The sequence below is a fragment of the Streptomyces sp. NPDC094032 genome (assembly GCF_040303965.1).
In the GTDB taxonomy this organism is placed as follows: Bacteria; Actinomycetota; Actinomycetes; order Streptomycetales; family Streptomycetaceae; genus Streptomyces.
On the sequence record NZ_JBEOUE010000004.1, the window covers coordinates 71954 to 92357 of the forward strand.

Annotated in this window: 17 protein-coding genes; 6 read left to right on the forward strand and 11 right to left on the reverse strand. The window is 73.6% G+C overall.

Annotated elements, in window-relative coordinates; all coding sequences use genetic code 11:
- Positions 1 to 2 precede the first annotated feature (2 nt).
- Positions 3 to 710, forward strand: a complete 708-nt coding sequence (locus ABTZ54_RS08515; protein WP_351658703.1) for a response regulator — start codon at positions 3 to 5, stop codon at positions 708 to 710.
- A complete protein-coding gene (locus ABTZ54_RS08520; protein ID WP_351658705.1) occupies positions 703 to 3219 on the forward strand; it encodes an ATP-binding protein in 2517 nt (838 codons plus the stop codon). The genes ABTZ54_RS08515 and ABTZ54_RS08520 overlap by 8 nt, the downstream gene beginning before the upstream one ends.
- 6 nt (positions 3220 to 3225) lie before the next feature.
- On the opposite strand, the gene ABTZ54_RS08525 is transcribed toward ABTZ54_RS08520, so the two are convergent.
- Together ABTZ54_RS08525 and ABTZ54_RS08530 are read right to left on the reverse strand one after the other, a co-directional pair.
- Positions 3226 to 4647 carry a DHA2 family efflux MFS transporter permease subunit gene (locus ABTZ54_RS08525; RefSeq protein ID WP_351658707.1) on the reverse strand — a complete coding sequence of 474 codons (1422 nt, stop codon included), beginning with the start codon at positions 4645 to 4647 and terminating at the stop codon, positions 3226 to 3228.
- Between the two features lie 14 nt (positions 4648 to 4661).
- Positions 4662 to 5288 (reverse strand): NADPH-dependent FMN reductase, encoded by a 627-nt coding sequence (locus ABTZ54_RS08530; RefSeq protein ID WP_351658709.1) that lies wholly within the window; start codon positions 5286 to 5288, stop codon positions 4662 to 4664.
- Positions 5289 to 5437: 149 nt separating this feature from the next.
- Here ABTZ54_RS08530 and ABTZ54_RS08535 point away from each other — a divergent pair, with 149 nt between their 5' ends.
- Positions 5438 to 6121 carry a TetR/AcrR family transcriptional regulator gene (locus ABTZ54_RS08535; protein ID WP_351658710.1) on the forward strand — a complete coding sequence of 228 codons (684 nt, stop codon included), beginning with the start codon at positions 5438 to 5440 and terminating at the stop codon, positions 6119 to 6121.
- On the opposite strand, the gene ABTZ54_RS08540 is transcribed toward ABTZ54_RS08535, so the two are convergent.
- The 7 genes from ABTZ54_RS08540 to ABTZ54_RS08570 all read right to left on the reverse strand — a co-directional run bounded on the left by ABTZ54_RS08540 (position 6109) and on the right by ABTZ54_RS08570 (position 15439).
- The gene (locus ABTZ54_RS08540) at positions 6109 to 6966 is read right to left on the reverse strand and encodes a hypothetical protein (RefSeq protein WP_351658712.1); all 858 of its coding nucleotides are present in this window, start codon (positions 6964 to 6966) and stop codon (positions 6109 to 6111) included. The genes ABTZ54_RS08535 and ABTZ54_RS08540 overlap by 13 nt on opposite strands.
- Before the next feature lie 68 nt (positions 6967 to 7034).
- On the reverse strand, positions 7035 to 8090 hold the full coding sequence (locus ABTZ54_RS08545; protein ID WP_351659165.1) for a serine hydrolase domain-containing protein: 1056 nt from the start codon (positions 8088 to 8090) through the stop codon (positions 7035 to 7037).
- Between the two features lie 132 nt (positions 8091 to 8222).
- Entirely contained in the window at positions 8223 to 8696 is a 474-nt protein-coding gene (locus ABTZ54_RS08550) for a molybdopterin-dependent oxidoreductase (protein WP_351658714.1), read from the reverse strand.
- 161 nt (positions 8697 to 8857) lie between these two features.
- Positions 8858 to 11641 (reverse strand): molybdopterin-dependent oxidoreductase, encoded by a 2784-nt coding sequence (locus ABTZ54_RS08555; RefSeq protein WP_351658715.1) that lies wholly within the window; start codon positions 11639 to 11641, stop codon positions 8858 to 8860.
- The gene (locus ABTZ54_RS08560) at positions 11638 to 12501 is read right to left on the reverse strand and encodes an FAD binding domain-containing protein (protein WP_351658717.1); all 864 of its coding nucleotides are present in this window, start codon (positions 12499 to 12501) and stop codon (positions 11638 to 11640) included. The genes ABTZ54_RS08555 and ABTZ54_RS08560 overlap by 4 nt, the downstream gene beginning before the upstream one ends.
- A gap of 133 nt (positions 12502 to 12634) precedes the next feature.
- Entirely contained in the window at positions 12635 to 13792 is a 1158-nt protein-coding gene (gene argJ, locus ABTZ54_RS08565; RefSeq protein WP_351658719.1) for a bifunctional glutamate N-acetyltransferase/amino-acid acetyltransferase ArgJ, read from the reverse strand.
- A 117-nt stretch (positions 13793 to 13909) separates the two neighbouring features.
- Complete coding sequence (locus ABTZ54_RS08570; RefSeq protein ID WP_351658720.1) at positions 13910 to 15439, reverse strand: PucR family transcriptional regulator; 1530 nt, start codon at positions 15437 to 15439, stop codon at positions 13910 to 13912.
- A gap of 184 nt (positions 15440 to 15623) precedes the next feature.
- On the opposite strand from ABTZ54_RS08570, the gene ABTZ54_RS08575 reads away from it, so the two are divergent.
- Together ABTZ54_RS08575 and ABTZ54_RS08580 are read left to right on the forward strand one after the other, a co-directional pair.
- On the forward strand, positions 15624 to 17069 hold the full coding sequence (locus ABTZ54_RS08575; RefSeq protein WP_351658722.1) for a purine-cytosine permease family protein: 1446 nt from the start codon (positions 15624 to 15626) through the stop codon (positions 17067 to 17069).
- Positions 17066 to 17572, forward strand: coding sequence for a nucleoside deaminase (locus ABTZ54_RS08580; protein WP_351658724.1), 507 nt, complete (start codon positions 17066 to 17068; stop codon positions 17570 to 17572). The genes ABTZ54_RS08575 and ABTZ54_RS08580 overlap by 4 nt, the downstream gene beginning before the upstream one ends.
- Positions 17573 to 17647: 75 nt before the next feature.
- Here ABTZ54_RS08580 and ABTZ54_RS08585 read toward each other — a convergent pair whose 3' ends face one another.
- Entirely contained in the window at positions 17648 to 18448 is an 801-nt protein-coding gene (locus ABTZ54_RS08585; protein WP_351658726.1) for a bestrophin-like domain, read from the reverse strand.
- Positions 18449 to 18786: 338 nt separating this feature from the next.
- Here ABTZ54_RS08585 and ABTZ54_RS08590 point away from each other — a divergent pair, with 338 nt between their 5' ends.
- Complete coding sequence (locus ABTZ54_RS08590; protein WP_351658728.1) at positions 18787 to 19674, forward strand: peptidase S1; 888 nt, start codon at positions 18787 to 18789, stop codon at positions 19672 to 19674.
- A gap of 59 nt (positions 19675 to 19733) precedes the next feature.
- Here ABTZ54_RS08590 and ABTZ54_RS08595 read toward each other — a convergent pair whose 3' ends face one another.
- Positions 19734 to 20219: an Imm21 family immunity protein gene (locus ABTZ54_RS08595; protein WP_351658729.1), complete on the reverse strand. Its 486-nt coding sequence runs from the start codon at positions 20217 to 20219 to the stop codon at positions 19734 to 19736.
- Between the last annotated feature and the right edge of the window lie 185 nt (positions 20220 to 20404).

Consider the following 20404-nt stretch of genomic DNA (forward strand, 5'->3'; position numbering starts at 1 on the left):
CGATGACCCGGGTACTGGTCGTGGAGGACGACCCGCAGCTCGCGCGGGCGCTGGTCATCAACCTCCAGGCGCGGACGTACGAGGTCGACGCCGCGCCCGACGGGGCCACCGCCCTCCGGCTCGCCGCCGACCGCAGGCCCGACGTCGTCGTCCTCGACCTCGGGCTGCCCGACATGGACGGCCTCGACGTCATCGCGGGGCTGCGCGGCTGGAGCCGGGTGCCGATCCTCGTGCTGTCCGCCCGCAGCGCCTCCGAGGAGAAGGTGCACGCGCTCGACGTCGGCGCCGACGACTACATGACCAAGCCGTTCAGCATGGACGAGCTCCTCGCCCGGCTGCGGGCCGCCGCCCGCCGCAGGGAGGCCGTCCCCGACACCGAGGTCACCGTCGTGGCGACCGAGGACTTCACCGTCGACCTGGTCGCCAAGAAGGTACGCCGGGGGGACCGGGACGTCCGGCTCACCCCGACCGAGTGGCACCTGCTCGACATCCTGATCCGCAACCCCGGCCGGCTGGTCGCCCAGCGGCACCTCCTGGAGGAGGTCTGGGGCGCGGGCTACCGGGGCAACACCAACTACCTGCGCGTGTACATGGCCCAGCTGCGGCGCAAGCTGGAGCCCGACCCCTCGCACCCGCGCTATCTGATCACGGAGGCGGGCATGGGCTACCGGTTCGAGCCGACGGGTCCCGAGGGCGCGGCCCGTGGCTAGGCGGGGCCGGCTGCGCATCTACCTCGGCTCCGCGCCCGGCGTCGGCAAGACGTACGCGATGCTCTCCGAGGGGCACCGGCGGGTCGAGCGCGGCACGGACTGCGTCGTCGCGTTCGTGGAGCACCACAACCGGCCGCGCACCGAGGTGATGCTGCACGGTCTGGAGCAGGTGCCGCGCCGGGAGATCGAGTACCGGGGCGCCGTCTTTCCGGAGATGGACATAGACGCGGTCCTCGCGCGCCGTCCCGCCGTCGCGCTGGTGGACGAACTCCCGCACACCAACGTGCCCGGCTCCCGCAACTCCAAGCGGTGGCAGGACGTGGAGGAGCTGCTCGCGGCCGGGATCGACGTCGTCTCGACGGTGAACATCCAGCATCTGGAGTCGCTGGGCGACGTCGTCGAGTCGATCACGGGAGTGCGGCAGCGCGAGACCGTGCCGGACGAGGTGGTGCGGCGGGCGGACCAGATAGAGCTGGTGGACATGTCGCCGCAGGCGCTGCGGCGGCGGATGGCACACGGCAACATCTACAAGCCGGACAAGGTCGACGCGGCCCTGTCGAACTACTTCCGGCCGGGGAACCTGACGGCGCTGCGGGAGCTGGCGCTGCTGTGGACCGCCGACCGCGTCGACGAATACCTCCAGGAGTACCGGACCGAGCACCGGGTCTCCACCATCTGGGCCTCCAGGGAACGCATCGTCGTCGGCCTCACCGGCGGCCCCGAGGGGCGCACCCTGATCCGGCGGGCCGCCCGGCTGGCCGAGAAGGGCGCGGGCGGCGAGGTCCTCGCCGTCTACATCTCCCGCAGCGACGGCCTGACCTCCGCCTCGCCCAAGGAACTCGCCGTCCAGCGCACCCTCGTCGAGGACCTGGGCGGCACCTTCCACCATGTGGTCGGCGACGACGTCCCGGCCGGGCTGCTCTCGTTCGCGCGGGGCGTCAACGCGACCCAGATCGTCCTCGGGGTCAGCCGCCGCCGCTCCTGGCAGTCCGTGCTCAGCCCCGGCGTCAGCGCCACCGTCGCCCGCGAGTCGGGCCCCGACCTCGACGTCCACATCGTCACCCACGACGCCATGGCGAAGGGCCGCCACCTGCCGGTCGTGCGCGGCGCGCATCTGTCCCGGGCCCGGATCGTGTGGGGCTGGCTCGTGGGCGTGGCCGGGCCGCTGCCCCTGGCGCTGCTCCTCGCGGAGCTCGCCCCCGGCATGGGGCTCGCCAACGACATGCTGCTCTTCCTGACGCTGACGGTCGCGGCGGCGCTGCTCGGCGGGCTGCTCCCGGCGCTCGCCTCGGCGGCCGTCGGGTCGCTCGTCATCAACTACTGCTTCACCCCGCCGATCGGCGAACTGACCATAGCCGACCCGGAGAACATGGTCGCGCTGCTCATCTTCGTGGGCGTCGGCGCGTCCGTCGCCTCCGTGGTGAGCCTCGCGGCCCGCCGCACCCACCAGGCGGCCCGGCTGCGCGCCGAGGCGGAGACCCTGTCGTTCCTCGCGGGCAGCGTGCTGCGGGGCGAGACCGGGCTCGACGCCCTCCTGGAGCAGCTCCGCGAGACCTTCTCCATGGAGTCCGTCGCCCTCTTCGAGCGGGCCGGGGACGTCGAGCCGTGGACCTGCGTCACGAGCGCGGGCGGTGCCGACCGGGTGGCGCGGCCCGAGGACGCGGACGTCGAGATGGCGGTCGGCGACCATCTGGTGCTCGTCCTGACCGGCCGGGTGCTGCCCGCCGAGGACCGGCGGGTGCTCGGCGCGTTCGCCGCGCAGACCGCCGTCGTCCTGGAGCGCCAGCGGCTGGTCGGGGAGGCGGAGGAGGCCCGCAGGCTGGCCGAGGGCAACAAGATCCGCACCTCGCTGCTCGCCGCCGTCAGCCACGACCTGCGCACGCCGCTGGCCGGCATCAAGGCCTCGGTGTCCTCGCTGCGTTCGGACGACGTCGAGTGGTCCGAGGAGGACCAGGCCCTGCTCCTGGAGGGCATCGAGGACGGCGCGGACCGCCTGGACCACCTGGTCGGCAACCTCCTCGACATGTCCCGTCTTGAGACCGGCACGGTGACGCCCGTGATCCGCGAGACGGACCTGGACGAGGTGGTGCCGATGGCCCTCGGCGGCGTCCCCGACGGGAGCGTCGAGCTCGACATCCCCGAGACGCTTCCGATGGTCGCCGTCGACCGGGGTCTCCTGGAGCGGGCGGTCGCCAACATCGTCGAGAACGCGGTCAAGTACAGCCCCGCCGGCGTCCCCGTCCTGGTCTCGGCGGGCGCCGTCGCCGGCCAGGTCCAGATCCGGGTCGTCGACCGGGGCCCGGGCGTCCCGGACGACGCGAAGGACCGCATCTTCGCCCCCTTCCAGCGGTACGGGGACGCCCCGCGCGGCGCGGGCGTGGGCCTCGGCCTGGCGGTCGCCCGCGGCTTCGTCGAGGCCATGGGCGGGGCGGTCACCGCCGAGGACACCCCGGGCGGGGGGCTGTCGATGGCGATCACGGTGCCTTTGGCCCCGGCGGGGCCGCGCTGAGCTCGCTCACGGTGTACGCCGCACCCGGCCCGGCAGCAGCAGGGCCGGGAGCACCGCCGCCGCCAGGAGGGCCGCGGCCACCGCGAAGGCGGTGCGGAAGCCGGACGGGTGGATGCCGGCCGTGGTCAGGACGACCGAGCACAGGGCGGTGCCGATCGCGGCGCCGAGCTGGGAGTTGATGCCGAGCGCGGTGCTGGCGGCGGCCATGCGGTCCTTGGGGAGGGAGCGGGTGGCCGTGGTCATCGTGGGCATCAGGACCATGCCCGCGCCCATGCCCATCACCATCGCGGCGGCGACCACCCGCCAGGGCGCCACCCCCGGTGTGCCGGTCTCCAGGGCCGTCAGCGCCATGCCGAGGGCGGCGAGGGCGGCACCGGCCGGGATCAGCCGCCGGGGCGAGGCCGTGTCGACGCGGCGGGCGGCGATCTGCATGGTCACGCCGACCGTCAGCCCGACCGGGGCGACGAGCAGCCCGGCGGTGGTCGCGTCGAAGCCGCGCACTTCCTGCCAGTACATGGGGGCGAGGAGCATCGAGCCGAAGTAGCCGCAGGTGAACAGGGCCAGGGTGGCGATGCCGATCGCGAAGGTGCGGTCCCGCAGCAGGCGCAGGTCGAGCAGGGGCTCACGGACCGTCAGGGCCCGCCGGACGAAGGCGGCGACGAGCAGCAGCCCGGCGAGGGTGGGGGCCAGCGTCCCCGGGGCGGTGAAGTCGCCGGTCTCGCCGCCGCGCGCGAGCCCGTACAGGAGCAGCGCGAGGCCGGGGGAGAGGGTCAGCAGACCCGGGACGTCGAGGCGGGGCGCCGGGGCCCCGGGGCGCGGGGCGTCGGGGCGCAGCAGCCGGGCGGCGAGGAACAGCGCGACCGCGCCGACCGGCAGGTTGACCAGGAAGATCCAGTGCCAGGAGACGGCGTCGAGCAGCCAGCCGCCGAGCGCGGGCCCAGCCACGGGACCGACCAGGATGGGTAGTCCGAGCAGGGCCATCGCCCGCCCGAAGCGCGCGGGGTCGGCGGCCCGCATCACCATGGCCATGCCCACCGGCATGAGCAGCCCGCCGCCGAGCCCCTGGACCGCGCGGAAGGCGATCAGGCTGCCCGCGTCCCACGCGAACGCGGCGAGCAGCGAGCCGAGGGTGAACAGGGCGAGGGCGGTGAGGTACGTGCGCTTGGCGCCGATCCGGCCCATGGCCCAGGCGGCGGTCGGGATGACGGCCGCCAGGGCGAGGGAGTAGGCGGTCGCGGTCCACTGGATGGTGGCCAGCGGGGCGTCGAAGACCTCGGACAGCTTGCGCAGGGCGACGTTGACGATGGTCACGTCGAGGACGGACATCACCGAGCCGATGACGACGACGGTGAGGACCCGGCCCAGCGGGGTGCCCGCTGGGGCGTCGGTCGTGGCAGCCCGCCCGGCACGGGGTGCCGCGGTGCTCATCGGGCGACCTCCGCTCAGGCCTGGTAGGGCAGCGCGGTCCTGGCGGTGCGCAGCGCCCGCCCCCACCAGATGAGCTGGCCGAGCATCCCCTTCGCCGCGCCCTCGGCGACGGCGGTGTCGCGCGGGGTGCCGTCCGGGCCGAGCCCGGACCAGGGGCCGTGCAGGCTGACGGAGTCGCGGACGGTGGTGGCGTGCAGCTCGGCGAAGACCGTCCGGAGCTGCTCGACGGCGCGCAGTCCGCCGCCGAGGCCGCCGTAGGAGACGAAGCCGACGGGCTTGGCGTGCCACTGCTCGTGGTGCCAGTCGATGAGGTTCTTCAGGGCGGCGGGGAAGCTGTGGTTGTACTCGGGCGTGACGACCACGAAGGCGTCGGCGGCGGCGAGCCGCGGCGAGACCTCGGCGAGCGCGGCGGCGGCCCGCGCGTCCGGCTGTCCGCCCCAGCCCGGCATGACGAGCGGCAGGTCGACCTCGGCGAGGTCGACGACATCGAACTCCAGGCCGCCGTGGCGCCCGGCGACGTCGAGGAACCAGTCGGAGACGGCGCCGCCCTGACGCCCCTCGCGGACGCTGGCGACGAGGACGGCGACACGCAGCGGAGCGGCGGCGGTGGTGTCGGTGGTGGTGGCGGTGGTGTCGGGCATGGCGGGGTCCCCCCTGAGCGGTACGGAGCGCTGCGGACACGGGCTGCGTCCGGCGCGTTCCAGTAAAGTACAACGAGCGTTGTAGAAAGTGCAACGCTCGTTGTAGTTCACCGTGGCGGTTACGCTGCGGTGTCGACGAGGAGGAGTGCATGGGCAGCGGCAACGAGGCCTGGATCGAGCGGGCGCGGCGCGAGATCCCGCCCCGCAAACTGGAGAAGCAGCTCGCGATGGTCCGCGCCGCCTGCGGCGTCTTCGGCCACGAGGGCTACGCGCGCGCCTCCGTCGACTCGCTCGCCGCCGCGGCCGGCGTCTCCACGCGCACCGTCTACAACCACTTCCCCGGCGGCAAGGCGGAACTCTTCCGTACGGTCATCACCTGGACCGCCAACACCGTCCGCGACGCTCAACTCGCCAGGCTGCACGCCCTCCTGGATCCCGCCCGGCCGCCCCACCCCGACCTGCTGGAACGCGATCTGGTCGCCCTGGCCTACGCGTTCACCGACCTGATCGCCGAATACCCGGACCACTTCGCGCTCGTCCGGCACATCCACGCCGAGGCCGGACACCTCCCCGCCGACGTCATGGGCGCCTGGCAGCAGGCAGGACCCGCCCCGGTCGCCGACGCCCTCACCGAGGCCCTGGCCGGGCTCGCCGACGCGGGCCTGCTCGACGTGCACGGCGACGCGGCCCTCGCCGCCGTCCACTACCTGGCCCTCAGCTCGGCCACCATCGTCCAACGCTCCCACTACGGCGTGGTGCCGCTCCCGCAGGAGGAGACCGACCGTCTGCTCACCGGGGGAGTGGCCGCCTTCCTGCGCGCCTACCGCGCCTGACCGCCCGGCACCGGCACATAGGCGCGGGCCCGCGCCCGGACCGCCGCCGCCGGGGCGAGGGCCAGGGCGAAGCCGTGGTTGGCGGCGACCGAGCGGATGTGGTCGGCCGACAGGGAACCCTGGCGTTCCAGGGTGAGCGCGGGCAGCCCCGAACGCCCCCGGCCCGCCGCGCGGTGGAACGAGACCACACTCGTCGACACCGGCTCATGGTGCGGATACCCGCGCCGGGCGGCGGCGTCGTCCGCGTGCGCGAGGATCCGAAGGCCCGGCTCGCGCCCGAAGTCCGCGACGACCCCCTCGGCCCGCCAGTGCGGCAGCTCCCGCGAGCGGTTGGCCGAGGTGATGAACAGGAACTCCGCGCCGGTGCGCTCCAGGGCCGCCGCGAAGAACGCGTTCGACGGGCAGGCCCGGCCCGGCGCGATGACCTGCACGGTCGGCACCCCGTCCTGGACCGCCGTCAGATGCCCCGGCACCCGCTCCGCCGCCGGCCCCCGGAAGCCGAACGGGCCGAGCCCGTACAGCTCCTCCATCAGCGACCGGACCTGCCGCCGGGGCAGCTCCGCGGGCAGCCGGGTCCAGTCGAACAGGCCGGGCAGGGCGGACGGCACGGTCGTGACGCTGCCGGTCTGCCCGGCCGGGCGCCCCTTCAGCAGGTTGACCCGCTCGACGACGGCCCGGTCGGCGCGGGCGGTCATCGCGTAGAAGTTCGCGAAGCCGTGCACCACCGCGTACCCCGCGGCCACCTCCCCGGCCGCCCGCGGCACGCCCTCCGCCCCGCCCAGGACCGGCTCCCCGCCCCGCGTCTCGACCAGCTCCTTGACCAGCACCGACCGCTCGTCACCCACTGCCGCGCCTCCACTGCCGTTCGCCTACGTGATCGTTTACGGCGTGCAACGACTTCACCGCCCTCCGGTCACGTGGTCGCAAAGACCGCCGCCCGGAACGCGTCGCGCACCGCCGTCACCGGGCCGGTCTCCCGGGTGAAGTAGAGCTTGTTGGTGAGCAGCACCGCCCAGCGGCCCCGGGTGGGGCTGACCCACATGCCGGTGCCGGTGAAGCCGTAGTGCGTCCACACGTCCTCCGCCACCCCCGTGCCCGGCGCGAGATGCCAGAACAGGCCGCGTGGCGGGGCGAGTTCACCGGTGCGGATCCGGAGCGACTCCGCCACCCAGCCGGGCCCGAAGGGACCCGCCGGACCCGCCGGACCGGCCCCGGGTGCCAGCGCGTACGCGAGGAAGCGCCCCAGGTCCCCCGCCGTGGAGAAGGCGCCCGCTATCCCGCACGCGCCCCCGAGCAGCCGGCTGGAGAAGTCGTGCACGGTGCCCTTCAGGTGGGCGCCGCTCGCGTCGTCGAACTCCGTCGGCGCGCAGCGCGCGGCCACGGCCGCCGCCAGCGGCCCGTACCGGGTCTCCGTCATGCCGAGCGGCCCCCAGATCCGGTCCGCCGCCAGCTCCCGCAGCGGCCGCCCGGTGAGGAACTCGGCGAGATAGCCGAGCACGAGTGCCGCCCGGTCGGTGTACTCGACGGCCTCGCCGGGCCGCCGCCGCAGCTCCTCGCGCAGCACCCCGTCCCGTACGTCCTGGGGGTCGGACCCGTACAGCTGCCGCAGGTTGGCCCGCAGCGGCAGTCCCGCCGTGTGGGTGAGGAGCTGGTGCGGGGTCACCGGGGCCAGCGGCTGTCCGGCGACCTCCGGCCAGAAGGTGCCCAGCGGCGTGTGGAGGTGCAGCTTCCCGGCCTCGACCAGCGTGCCCACGACCGGCCACACCGCGATCACCTTCGTGAGGCTGGCCAGGTCGAAGAGGGTGTCGGGCCGCGTGGGCCCGTCGCCCCGCGCGGGATCGAGCACCCCGACGGCCCCGCCCGCCACCGTCCCGCCGGCGTCACCGACGGCCCACGCGGCCCCGGGGAAGACGAGGGAGCGGACCCCGTCCTGGAGGAGCCGCTCGATACGAGGAGTCCTGGACGTCATGTTCACACGGGGTGTCTACCCCGTCCCGGGCCCGTCCCGTCGGGGAATGCGGCCGGAGGAGTGGCGGCGTGGGGTGCAGGACGAGGGCGACATCGAAAGGATCTTGCATGCGGCGAGTATGGACGTACCGTCCTATTGTGCGTGTATCCGACACGCGTCGACGGGCAGGGTGCCGACCCAGATCCCGGTCACGGCGCTCACGTACCGGGCGCCGCAGCGGTCCGAGGGGACGACCAACTGGGTGCCAGCCGCGTCCAGTTCCTCGCCGTCCATCCGGGTGGCCAGGAGCACGGGGGCGTCGCCGAAGTCGGCGTCGATCTCCGCCCAGGACAGCACCGTGTGGTGCCCGTCGCCGCCGCTCACCGTCAGCAGGAAGCGTGAGCGCTCCTTGCGCCGGGCCGGGTCGAACTCCGGGCGGGCGCGGCCCACGACCTCGCGCAGCAGCGGGCCCTCGAAGGTGTGGTGCTGCGGCCCGGCGGTGGCGCAGTCGAAGACGACCCGGGCCCGGTGCGCGGTCCACTCCCGCCGCAGGTCGGCGACGGTCAGCGTGCCGGGTCGCGCCAGCTCTCCCCACAGGGCGAAGGCTCCGGTGACGGCTCCGGTCATCGTCGTTCCCCTTCCCGCGTCGTCCCGCGGCGTCCTGCGTCGCCTGGCTGCCCGACTGCATACCCGGCCACGGGGAGCGGAACCGTGCCTGCGGTCCAAATCCCCGCAGAGGCCCGGCATTTGTGAGCTTGCTACGAGGAGAGCGGGCGCACCTTCCGGTCCTATACGCCAACTCCCCGGGCCGCCCGGTCCAGTGCTACCCACACCCGGTCGCGGGTGAACGGCGCCTCGGTGAAGCGGATGCCGGTCGCGTCGCGCAGGGCGTTGGCGAAGGCCGGGGGGACCGGGTTGAAGGGGCTCTCGCTCATGGACTTGGCGCCCAGCGGGCCGATGGAGTCGGTCGTCTCGGTGAAGTGGACCTCGGTCCTGGGCACGTCCGCCAACTGCGGGAGCCGGTAGCGCCGGAACGCCGCCGTCGTCACCTCGCCCCGCTCGTCGATCCGGACGTTCTCGAAGAGCGTCGCGCCGAGGGCCTGGGCGACACCGCCCTCGACCTGGCCCCGGCACTGCATGGGGTTCATGACCTTGCCCGCGTCGGCGGCGTGGACGCTGCGCAGGATGCGGATCTCCCCGCTGCCGGGATCCACCGCGACGCGGAACCACTGCGCGTTGAAGGCCACCGAGCGCGGCGAGCCGCCCCAGTGCCCGTCGGCCGCCAGCTCCTCCGCCGCGCCCAGCGCGTGCGCCGCCTCGTACAGCTCCTTGAGTGGGACGGTCCGCCCGGCGCAGTCGATGCTCTCCGCGCCGAGCACGCACAGGTGCCGGGCGACGCCGGTGTGCCGGGCGGCGAGGCTCCGCAGCCGTTCCGCGAGCGAGCCCGCGGCCAGCAGCACGGCCTTGCCCGCGACGACGGTCCCGGCGGAGCCGAAGGCGCCGGTGTCGTGACGTACGACGTCGGTGTCGGACTGGCGGACCGTGAGCCGGTCCTCGGTGGTGTGCAGGGCCCCGGCGGTGATCTGCTTGTGGACGGTCGTGGTGCCGTTGCCGAACTCGGCGGTGCCGACGGCGATGTCGTACGTGCCGTCCGCGAGCAGCGAGACCCGGGCGTCGGCGTAGTGGCCGCCGGGCGGGCCGGTGGCGATCATCGCCATGGCGGTGCCCTGGCCGACCAGCCACCCCTCGGGGGCGTCCTCGGCGCTGCGGTCCTCGGCGAGCGCCTTGCGGACGACCGCGAGGCACTGGTCGAGCCCGTACGAGGCGATGTGCAGGTCCTCCTCCTCGCCGATCGGGCTGTGCATGCCCTCGCCGGGCCCGATGACGTTCTTCTCGCGCAGCGCGAGCGGGTCCATGTCCAGGCGGCGGGCCAGTTCGTCCATGGCGGACTCGACGGCGAAGGTGACCTGGCCGAGGCCGTAGCCGCGGAAGGCGCCCGCCGGGACGGCGTTGGTGTAGACGGAGTAGGCGTCGACCTTCTTGTGCGGGGCGCGGTAGACGGCGAAGGACTCACCGACGCTGTGGAACATCACGGCCGGGCCGTGGTTCCCGTACGCGCCCGTGTTGGACACGACCCGCATCCGCACCGCCGTCAGCGTCCCGTCCGCGCGGGCGCCGACCTTGATGCCGATGGTGAAGGGGTGGCGGGTGGTGGCCCCGTAGAACTGCTCGGCGCGGGTGTACTCCAGCTTCACCGGCCGCCGCAGCCTGAGCGCGGCGAGGGTCACGATGTCCTCCGTCAGCATCTCCTGCTTGCCGCCGAAGCCGCCGCCGACCCGGCCCGCGACCACCCGCACCTCGTCCTCGCGCAGGCCGTAGAGGGCGCACAGGGCGCGCCGGGTGAGGAACGGCGTCTGGGTGGAGGAGCGCACGGTCAGGCGCTCGCCCGTGCCGTCCTCCTTCGGCTCGAAGTACGCGACGCAGCCGTGGGTCTCCAGGCTGGCGTGCTGGACGCGCTGGGTGCGGAAGGTCTCCTCGTACACGACGTCCGCCTCGGCGAAACCGGCCTCGACGTCGCCGATCTCCCCGTGCACCTCGCCCGCCACGTTGTTCTCGACCCGGGCGATCCGCGCCTCGGGCCCCTTGCCCGCGTGGACGACGGGCGCGCCGGGGCGCATCGCGGCCTCCGGGTCGATGACGTACGGCAGTTCCTCGTACGTCACCTCGATCCGGCGGCAGCCCTCCTCGGCCGCCTGCTCGCTGTCGGCGACGACGGCGGCGACCCGCTGGCCCACGTACCGGACGACGTCGTCGAGCACCCGGGTGTCGTCCGGGTCCTCCGTCGGGTGCTCGTGCCGGGCGCTGGAGTAGAGGGTGTCCGGCGCGTCCTCGTGGGTGAGGACGGCGACCACGCCGGGGACCCGCAGGGCGGTGGCGGTGTCGATCGCGAGGATCCGGGCGTGCGGGTGCGGGGAGCGCAGCAGCTTCATGTGGAGCAGGCCGGGGACCTGCACGTCGAAGGTGTAGCGGGCGGTGCCGGTGACCACCTGCGGTCCGGCCGGGGCGCCGACGTTGCGGCCCACCGCCTGCCCCGCGCACGGGCGTTCGGTGTGCGCGACCCCGCGCACGGCGTCCTCGACGGCCCGGTAGCCGGTGCAGCGGCAGATGTTGCCCTTGAAGGCGCGCGGCAGGTCGTCCAGCTTGCCGTCGTCGTGCTCGGTGCCCCGCTCGGCCTCCAGGGCGGCGGTGGTCATCAGGAACCCGGCCGTGCAGAACCCGCACTGGAAGCCCTGCGCGGCAAGGAACTTCTGTTGTACGGGGTGGAGTTCACCGTCCGGGGAGGCGAGCCCCTCGACCGTGGTGACGGCCCGGCCCGCCGCCCGCACCGCCGGATACAGGCAACTGTGCACGGGCTCCCCGTCGACGTGGACGGTGCAGGCGCCGCAGTCCCCGGCGTCGCAGCCCTTCTTCACGCCGAACCAGCCGCGCTCGCGCAGATAGGTGCGCAGACACTGGCCGGCCCGGGGCTCGTCCTCGAAGGGACGGTCGTTGACCTGGACGCGGAAGCTCATCGGGCACGCTCCTGAGGGTCGGCGGGGGCGGCGGGGCCGGCGGGGCCGGTGGTGAGTTCGCGGCGGACCTCCTCGGCGAGCCGGAAGCCCATGTGCCGCCGCCACGCGGGGAGTCCGTGGATGTCGTCGAACCAGTCCCCGTCCCCGACGGCCAGCTCGATGGCGGCGCGCAGCTTGGCGCGCGAGGGCGGCAGCGGGAACCAGAGCCGGAACGGGCGTACGGTCGCCGCGCTGATCGTCACCGCCAGCGAGCCGTCGACCGGGTCGAGGGCGCCGATGACCAGCGCGCCGGAGCGGCCGAGCCCGTACAGCGACGCCTGCCGGAACGCCGTACGGCACTCCAGGGCCCGGCCGGGCAGGGTGACGGACCGCAGCAGCTCGCCCGGCGCGAGGTCCTTGCGCCCGGCGCCCGTGACGAAGTCGACGACCTTCACCTCGCGCAGCGAGCCGTCCTGGGCCTGGAGCAGACAGCTGCCGTCGAGGGCGGCGGTCAGCGAGATCATCGGCCCGGCGGGCAGCCCGTTGCAGAGGTTGCCGCCGACGGTGGCCATGTTCCAGATCTTGAACGAGGCGAGGAAGGCCCGGCAGCACTGCTCGAACAGCGGCGCCGCCACCGCGTCGAGGCCCCGCCGCCCGAACCGCGAGAGCGTCGCGATCGTGCAGGTCGCGGCGATCTCCAGCGAACCGTCCGGGTGCCGGGTCAGCGGCTCCCAGCCCATCCGGCCCAGGTCGATCAGCCGCCGCAGGTGCGGCTGCGGTTCGGAGAAGAGGTACGTGCCGCCGCCGAGCCACGCGTCCCCCGGCCGCCAGGGCTCGCGCAGCCGGGCGTCGCGCACGTCCGCCACCGTGTTCAGGTCCATGGCGCCAGTGAAGCCGGACGACGGGGGCGGAACGACTGGTGCGGGGCCCGGAATACGGCGGGCGGGGAGGGAGCGGGGCTGGAGGATCCACCAGGGGGGAGAGGCGGCGTACGGGGGCGCCCGCCGGCCGGGCTCAGGTGGTGTAGTCGGCGTTGATCTTCACGTATCCCTCGGTGAGGTCGCAGCCGTAGACGGTGAACTCCGCCTCGCCCAGCCCCAGATCGACGCCGATCACCACCTCGGCGCCTGCGAGGTGCGCGGCGGCGGCGGCCAGCAGCTCCTCGCCCGCCTCGCCCGGGTAGAGGCCGACGTCCCCGATGCGGATGGAGACGAGCTCGGGGGAGAGCGTGGGGTCGTCCAGCTTGCCGACGGCCATGGCGACCCGGCCCCAGTTGGGGTCGGCGCCGTGCACGGCCGTCTTCACGAGCGGCGAGTTGACCACGCTCTTGCCGACGGCCTTGGCCTGCGCGGTGTCCCGGGCGCCGCTGACCCGGACCTCGATCAGCTTGGAGGCGCCCTCGCCGTCCGAGGCGATGTCCCGCACGAGCCGCAGCGCGCACGCGTGCAGCGCCGCCTCGAACGCGGCCGGGTCCACCGGTCCCGCGAGCCCGTTGGCGAAGACGGCGGCGGTGTCGCTGGTGGAGGTGTCGGTGTCGATGCTGAGCGCGTTGAAGGTGCGGTCCACGACCCGGCGGAAGACCGCGTCGAGCTCCCCGGCCGGGACCTCCGCGTCGGTGAAGAAGAAGGTGAGCAGGGTCGCCATGTCCGGCTCGATCATGCCGACGCCCTTGGCGATGCCGACGAGCACCGCGTCCCCGCAGCGCACGGCGACATGCTTGGAGCGGGTGTCGGTCGTCATGATGGCGCGCGCGGCGGCCTCGAAGTCGGCGGCGGGGAGCGGCTGGGGGAGCAGGGCGAGCCCGTCGCGCACGGCCGCCATGGGGTAGCGCCGCCCGATCACCCCGGTGGAGGCGATGACGAGCTCCTCGGTCCCGATCCCGGCGGCCTCGGCGACCCGGGCCCGCACCTCGGCCGCGTCCCGGTCGCCGGCCGGGCCGTTGGCGACGTTGGCGTTCTTCGAGAGGACGACGACCCCGCGGCTCCGCGCGGAGGGCGCGTCGCCCCGGCTCAACAGCACGCTGGGCCCGGCGAAGCGGGACCGGGTGAAGACGGCGGCGGAGACGCACGGGACCTCGGAGACGAGGACGGCGAAGTCGTCACCGTCGTCCTTCAGGCCTAGCCGGGCGGTGTGGCCGCGGAAGCCTTGGGGGGTGAGGGGAGCTGGGGGCATGGGAGTTCCTCCGTCGACTGACTCGTGCGCGTGGCTCGTGGGTGTGATCCATGGGCCATGATGCATGAGTATGCAGTCTTGCGTAACTCTATTCTTCCCTCTGTCCCTCGGCCTCGCTCAGATCGCGCAGGCGAGATACAGGTCGACGCGGTCGCGGGCGGTGGACAGGTCGCGGCCGGTGAGCCGCTCGATGCGGCCGACGCGGTAGTGCAGCGTGCTCACATGGATGTGGAGCGCGGCCGCGGCCGTCCGCCAGGCGCCGTTCTCGCCCAGGAACACCGTCAGGGTGCGGACGAGCTCGGCGCCGTGCTCGGCGTCGTACGCCTCCAGGGGGCCCAGCAGCCGGTGCCGGTACGAGGCGCGGATCTCGGCCGGGACGCCGGCGAGCAGCAGCAGGTGGGAGTCGAGTTCGGCCGCGGTGACGAGGGCGAGCCGCTGGGGGCGCAGGGCGGCGAGGCGGGCCGCGTGCCGGGACTCCTCCAGGGCGCGGTCCAGGCCGGAGGCGTCCGCGGCGGTGGCGCCGAGGCCGAAGGCGATCCGCCCGCCGTCGGCGGCGGGTTCGAAGGCGGCGAGGCGGGCGCGCAGCAGTTCCGCCAGACGCTCGCCGCCGTCCTCGCGGTCCAGCGAGACGAGCAGGGTCAGCCCGTGCTCCCCGCCGGCGACGACGGCCTTGGCGCCCGCCGTCTCGTCGATGACGCTCTCGGCCAGGTCGGCGGCGAGGTCCCAGGGCCGCAGCGCGCCGCGCGTGAGGGCGGTGAGGGCCAGGAGCGGGCGGTCGGGGGCGAGACCGGCGGTGAGCAGCCGCGCGTGGACGGTGGACGGGGGCGCGCCGCTGTCGACGAGGGCGATCAGGTCGGCGTGGAAGCGTTGTTCGGTGCGGCGGCGCTCGTCGCGCCGGGCGCCGCCGAGGGCGAGCAGCTCGGCGGTCTGCTCGGCGGTGCCGAGGGCGTCCGCGCCGAGCTCGTCGGGGGCGCCGCGGACCACGAGATGACCGCCGCCCGCGCCGTGCCGCCCGATCGGGAACAGGGTGTGCCCGTCGACGGCCGCGGGCCGCCGCTCGGCCCGCAGCGCCTGGGTGGCCAGCCGGGCCCGCAGGGCCGGGTCCAGGTCGTCGCCGGGACCCGCGAGGAGGCGTCCGGCGACGGAGAGCGCCCAGCAGTCGGTGTCGAGCTCGGTGGCGAGCATCGCCACGAGGCCGCCCAGGTCGGCGCCCTCGACGAGCGCGGCGACCAGCCGCCGGTGGCGGCCCAGGACATCGGCGAGCTCCCGGCCGCGCTCCCGGTTGATCCGCTCGATGACGGTACGGGAGAGGGCGCCGTACGAGATCTCGGGCGGCGCGGCGAGTACGGGGATGCCCCGGCGCGCGCAGGCCTCGACCAGCAGCGGGGGCACCTCGCCGAGGAGGAGGTCGCCGGCGACGAGGGCGGCGGCCCCGCCCTCGTCGAGCGAGGCGGCGAAGGTCTCGCAGTCGGCGGGCGCGCGGTACCAGCCCTCGCTGGTGAGGACGAGCTCGCCGCCGCCGAGGAAGGCGGCCGGCTCCAGCAGGTCGGTGGTGTAGACCCAGCGCAGCTCGTGGTCGAGCGGCACGTCCGGAGTCAGCAGCTCAAGCCGCAGCCCGGGCTCGCCGAGCAGATCCCGTACGCGCATGCTTCCCGCCCTCGCCCTCGCCCTCACTGATATGTCTCCGACGATCGTAGGAAACAGCGACGGATTCCGGCCACTGTTTCCGAGCGCTGGACGCTGCCGACGGCCTGCTGGGCGGGTGTGTACTGCCGTTGCTGCAGCACACCGACATCCCTGACTTCCTACGAATGATGGAAGGGGGCACGACATGACCTCATCAGGCCCTCTCGCGCGACGGCTCTCCGCCGCGGTGCGCTCCGCCACCACGGTGGAGACCTCGGGCGTCGAACCGATACCCGCCGACGACCGCGAAGGCGGACCGGGTTCGTCGTTCACGCTCTGGTTCAGCTCCAACGTGCAGTTCTCCAGCCTCACCAGCGGCATGCTCGCCACCGCCGCCTTCGGCCTCGGCTGGACGCAGGCCCTGCTCGCGATCGTGCTCGGCAGCGCCGTGGGCGCGGCGGCCATCGGGATCACGTCCACGTTCGGGCCGCCGAAGGGCGTGGGCCTGCTCGTCCAGACCAGGCTGCCGCTCGGCCGGCGCGGCGCGGCGATCCCCGCCGTGCTGGTCTTCTTCAAGGCCTGCGCGTGGTTCGCGGTCAACTCGATCCTCGGGGCCTTCGCCGTCCAGACCCTGATCGGTACGGGCTTCGGACCGGCCTTCGCTCTCGTCACCGTCGCCCAGGTGGCCATCGCGCTCGTCGGCTACGGCTTCATCCACCTCGTACAGAAGGCCATGGCCCTCGTCCTGCCCCTGCTCTTCATCGGGGTCTCCCTGTACGGGTACACCGAGAGCGACCTCGGTTCCGGCTTCGACGCCGCCAGGGCCGGCCCGCTCGGCCTCGCCGGGGCCTTCGCCCTGGTCGTGGCCATCCAGGCGGCGCGGGCGCTGAGCTTCTCCTCGTACGCCGCCGACTACACCCGCTACATGCCCGTCGACACCCCGCCGCGCACGCTGTTCCTGTACGCCTTCACAGGCACCTGGCTCGGCTCGGTGTGGATCGCCAGCCTGGGCGCCGCCATCGGCACGATCGCCTTCATCGGCACCCCGACCGACCTCGTCGGCCAGGTGCTGCCCGGGGCGCTCGCCACCGTCACGATGCTCGCGCTGGGCGTCTCCACGGTCACCTCCAGCTGCCTGGACTGCTATTCGGGCGCCCTGGCCTGGCTGATCGCCGGGGTCCGGATGGCCCGCTGGCAGGCGGTGCTCGTGGTCGGCGGCCTCGGCAGCGCGATCGGCTGGTTCGCCGGCCAGGGCGACTACTGGAAGTCCTTCGAGAACTTCCTGATCGTCCTCGGCAACTGGATCGCCCCCTGGCTCGCCGTGATGCTCGTCCAGCGCTTCCTCGTCGCCGCCCCGGACCGCGCCCACGACTCCGCCCTCGACCTCGCCCCCGCCCCCGACGAGAGGGAACCCCGGAACTTCGGACCCGGATTCGCCGCCTGGCTGATCGGACTGCTCGCCGCCGTCCCGTTCATGAGCCAGCCCGGTGTCTTCGTGGGCCCGATCGCCGAGAGCCACCCGGCCCTCGGCGCCTGCGCCGCGGCCGTCGCCTTCCTGACGGCCGGGCTCCTCCACTACGCGCTCACCCGGAACCGCCGGCCCCGAGCCGCCCACCGCTCCACCGACACCTCCAAGGAGATCCACGCATGACCGCCGTCCCCGCCACCGGTACCGGTATCGACACCGACACCGACCTGGCCCGCCTCCGCGCCGCGGTGGAGATCGCCCGCCGCTCCCGCGCCGCCGGCAACCACCCCTTCGGGGCCGTCCTCACGGGCCCCGACGGCGAGATCCTGCTCGAAGCGGAGAACACCGTCACCACCGAGCGGAACGCCACCGGCCACGCCGAGACCAACCTCGTCCGCCTCTCCACCGCGGCGTACGACGCGGACTTCCTGCGCACCTGCACGCTCTACACGAGCACGGAGCCGTGCGCGATGTGCTCCGGCGCCATCTACTGGGGCAACATCGGGCGGGTCGTGTACGCGCTCGGCGAGGACGAACTCCTCGCGATGACCGGCGCCAACGACGAGAACCCGACCATGGCGCTCCCGTGCCGCGAGGTCTTCAGGTCCGGCCAGCGCGACCTCCCGGTGGTCGGCCCGGTCGACCTCCCCGAGGCCCGCGAGGTGCACACCGGCTTCTGGAACTGATTCCGGGAAGCCCCGATGAACACCCTCCCGGGGGCTGTCAGGGACCCCCGGGAGGGCTCGCGCCGTCTCCCCCCCTCAGACCGCGCGACGGTTTCCGGCCTCGTCGCAGGGCAGGTCGGCGGCCGGATGGTTCTGCGTGAAGTCGCGTTCGGCCTGGCGTTCGGCCTCGGCGATGGCGGTCGGCTCGACGTTGATGATGCCGCCGAAGGGCCGGTCGACGTCCCGGATGATGCACAGGGTCGTCGTGAGCAGCGCGGTGATCACGGCGAGGGTGAGGATCTGCCCCCGGTTGTTCTTGCGCGGCAGGCAGATGCCCAGGGCCATGACCGTGATGGTGAGGGTGGCCAGCAGGAACCAGAAGATGGCGCTGGGGATGCTGGCGGTCGCCTGGGTGAGGCGTTCCTCGCGCTCGTCGGACCGTTTGTTGTCGGCGGCGACCAGCATCCCGAAGACCGGCTCGCCCTGGAGCGTCTTGAACGCCGCCCGGAAGTCGGTCGACCAGACGCTGGGCGCCGGTGAACCCTCCGCTTCGGACATCGCCGGCCACTCCTGGACCCGTACGGCACGGGCGTAACAGACGGCGTCGGCCTGGATCCTGGCCCGCTGGAGCGCCGGCGCGTACTCGGCGGTCTCCACGAGCTGGTCCAGCGCCCGCGCCTCACCGCGCGAGGCGACCTCGGCCTTCCCGTACGAGCCGTTGGCGGTGACGAGCACGAACGCCAGCAGCAGCACCGTCAGCGTCAGCAGCGGCCCGACGAGATCCTTGACCGCCATCCCCTCGTCGTCGTCGGCACTGACCAGCCGCGGCCGCAGCCAGCGGTTCGCGGCGAGTCCCGCGAGCAGGGCGAGTACGGCGACGACGATGACGAGGACCACGGGGGCCACCTCCGGGGCACGAGGACAGACGGGACCGCCGCGATCATTCCCGTACCCCCACCGCCCCCGGAACGACGGAAACGTTCCCTCGCCTCCACACGGGGGACGCGCCTTGCGCCGGGCGGCGGATCGGGCCCCGCACGGCCCGCGTCCGTTGAGGTGATCTCGCGGAAGCCGGCCCGCGCCCGCCCTCCCCTCCGGCGTCCTTGTCCGACCGATGAAGAAACGATCTGGCAAGGAGCGCGCCGCCGCGGCGCGGTGCCCCGAGCGGTCGGAATACCAAATTCCGTTTCACTACTGTCCGGACGGACGCGTCGAACCGACCAGCCGGAGGAACAGTGAAGAAGACAGCGACCATCGCCCTCGCGATCACGATGACCGCGAGCGCCGGGTTCATCGCGCTGGCCGCGACCGGTGCCTCGGCGACGGTGTCCGGTGACGGCGGCGACCGTATCGGGATCGTGAAGGGCGACGGCTCCGCGTACGTGAAGGCCGGTGGGCTGAGCGCGCTGTGGGTGGGGCAGGCCGACGACGTGAAGCAGATCGTGCTGTCGGGGTCGCGGATCGGTGTGCTCAAGGACGACGGCAACGTCTGGGTCAAGGAGGGCACCCTCACGGCCGAGTGGAAGTGGCAGGCCGACCACGTCAAGCAGATCGCCCTGGCCGGCGACCGCGTCGGCGTCCTGAAGGGCGACGGCGCCGCGTACGTGAAGGCGGGCGACCTCGACGCCGAGTGGGTGGGCGAGGCCGACAACGTCAAGACGCTGGAGCTGTCGGGCAACCGCATCGGGATCGTCAAGGGCAACGGCGCCGCGTACGTGAAGGAGGGCGCGCTCGACGCGCTCTGGAAGGGCCAGGCGGACGACGTCGTCGACATCGACCTCAGCGGCAACCGCATCGGCGTCCTCAAGGGCAACGGCGCCGCGTACGTGAAGGAGGGCAATCTCGACGCCCTGTGGAAGGGCCAGGCCGACAACGTCATCCAGCTGGAGCTGTCCGGCAACCGCATCGGGGTCCTGAAGGACGACGGCGTCCTCTACGTCAAGGAGGGCGCCCTGGACGCCCTCTGGAACCAGCAGGCCACCCACGCCATCCAGTTCGCCCTCTCCGGCACCCGCGTGGCCTACCTCTCCGACAACGGCACGGCCTTCGCCAAGCAGGGCGCGGTGAACACCACCCAGTGGGTGACGGAGGAGAACCACGTCACGGAGATCGCCCTCTCCTGACCCGCGATCTCCGCCGACCGGGCCGTCCTCGGGGGACGGCCCGGTCGGCGCGCGTCCGGCTACTCGGGCAGCAGCCGCTCCAGCATGAACTGCGTATCCGGATCGGGCTCGACGACCAGCGACTGGACCCGGTACCGACGGACCGGCAGCTCGACACGAACGGCTTCCACCCGCTCCCGCCCGTCCCCCAGACACCCGAGAATCCGGTCCCCCTCGTAGAAGGCGTCGGTCAACACGTACCGCCCACCGAGTTCGACCCGGAGCACGTCCTCCCAGCCGTCGTCCGCCATGGCGGCGCGGACGGCGGGGAGCAGCCCCGCGTCGTCCTCGGCGTAACACCACCGCGCGAACGTCAGATGCTCCCCGAGCCAGGCGACAGCCAGCGGCTCAGCACCGAGCGTCAGCACATCCCGCCCCGCGAGCCGGAACCCCGAGACGTACGCGCCGATCACGTCGTCCGCCTCGGTCCCCTCCCAGGAGGAGAGCAGCCCCTCGGGGACGAGCGCGTAGCGGGCGAAGTCGGTGCCGTCGATCCAGGTAACCATGCGGAGGATCATCACACCGGCCTCTGACAGAGCCGCTGACAGATCCTCCGACAGAGCCGCTGACAGAGCCTCCGAACACCGGCCTCCGACAGAGCCTCCGACAGAGCCGCCCCTCGCGGCCCGAGGTCGCACCCCGGGCCGTCCCCACTCGTTGATCACGCGCGGGCGCGGCGCGTCCCGCCAGC

Bases quoted from the DNA above. Each gene is read 5' to 3' on its own strand.
- ABTZ54_RS08580 (WP_351658724.1), top strand. From the start codon at position 17,066: ATGACCGCCGTCCCCGCCACCGGTACCGGTATCGACACCGACACCGAC.
- ABTZ54_RS08550 (WP_351658714.1), bottom strand. From the start codon at position 8,696: ATGACCGGAGCCGTCACCGGAGCCTTCGCCCTGTGGGGAGAGCTGGCG.
- ABTZ54_RS08515 (WP_351658703.1), top strand. From the start codon at position 3: ATGACCCGGGTACTGGTCGTGGAGGACGACCCGCAGCTCGCGCGGGCG.
- ABTZ54_RS08545 (WP_351659165.1), bottom strand. From the start codon at position 8,090: ATGACGTCCAGGACTCCTCGTATCGAGCGGCTCCTCCAGGACGGGGTC.
- argJ (WP_351658719.1), bottom strand. From the start codon at position 13,792: ATGCCCCCAGCTCCCCTCACCCCCCAAGGCTTCCGCGGCCACACCGCC.
- ABTZ54_RS08535 (WP_351658710.1), top strand. From the start codon at position 5,438: ATGGGCAGCGGCAACGAGGCCTGGATCGAGCGGGCGCGGCGCGAGATC.
- ABTZ54_RS08555 (WP_351658715.1), bottom strand. From the start codon at position 11,641: ATGAGCTTCCGCGTCCAGGTCAACGACCGTCCCTTCGAGGACGAGCCC.
- ABTZ54_RS08575 (WP_351658722.1), top strand. From the start codon at position 15,624: ATGACCTCATCAGGCCCTCTCGCGCGACGGCTCTCCGCCGCGGTGCGC.
- ABTZ54_RS08525 (WP_351658707.1), bottom strand. From the start codon at position 4,647: ATGAGCACCGCGGCACCCCGTGCCGGGCGGGCTGCCACGACCGACGCC.
- ABTZ54_RS08595 (WP_351658729.1), bottom strand. From the start codon at position 20,219: ATGGTTACCTGGATCGACGGCACCGACTTCGCCCGCTACGCGCTCGTC.
- ABTZ54_RS08570 (WP_351658720.1), bottom strand. From the start codon at position 15,439: ATGCGCGTACGGGATCTGCTCGGCGAGCCCGGGCTGCGGCTTGAGCTG.
- ABTZ54_RS08560 (WP_351658717.1), bottom strand. From the start codon at position 12,501: ATGGACCTGAACACGGTGGCGGACGTGCGCGACGCCCGGCTGCGCGAG.
- ABTZ54_RS08530 (WP_351658709.1), bottom strand. From the start codon at position 5,288: ATGCCCGACACCACCGCCACCACCACCGACACCACCGCCGCCGCTCCG.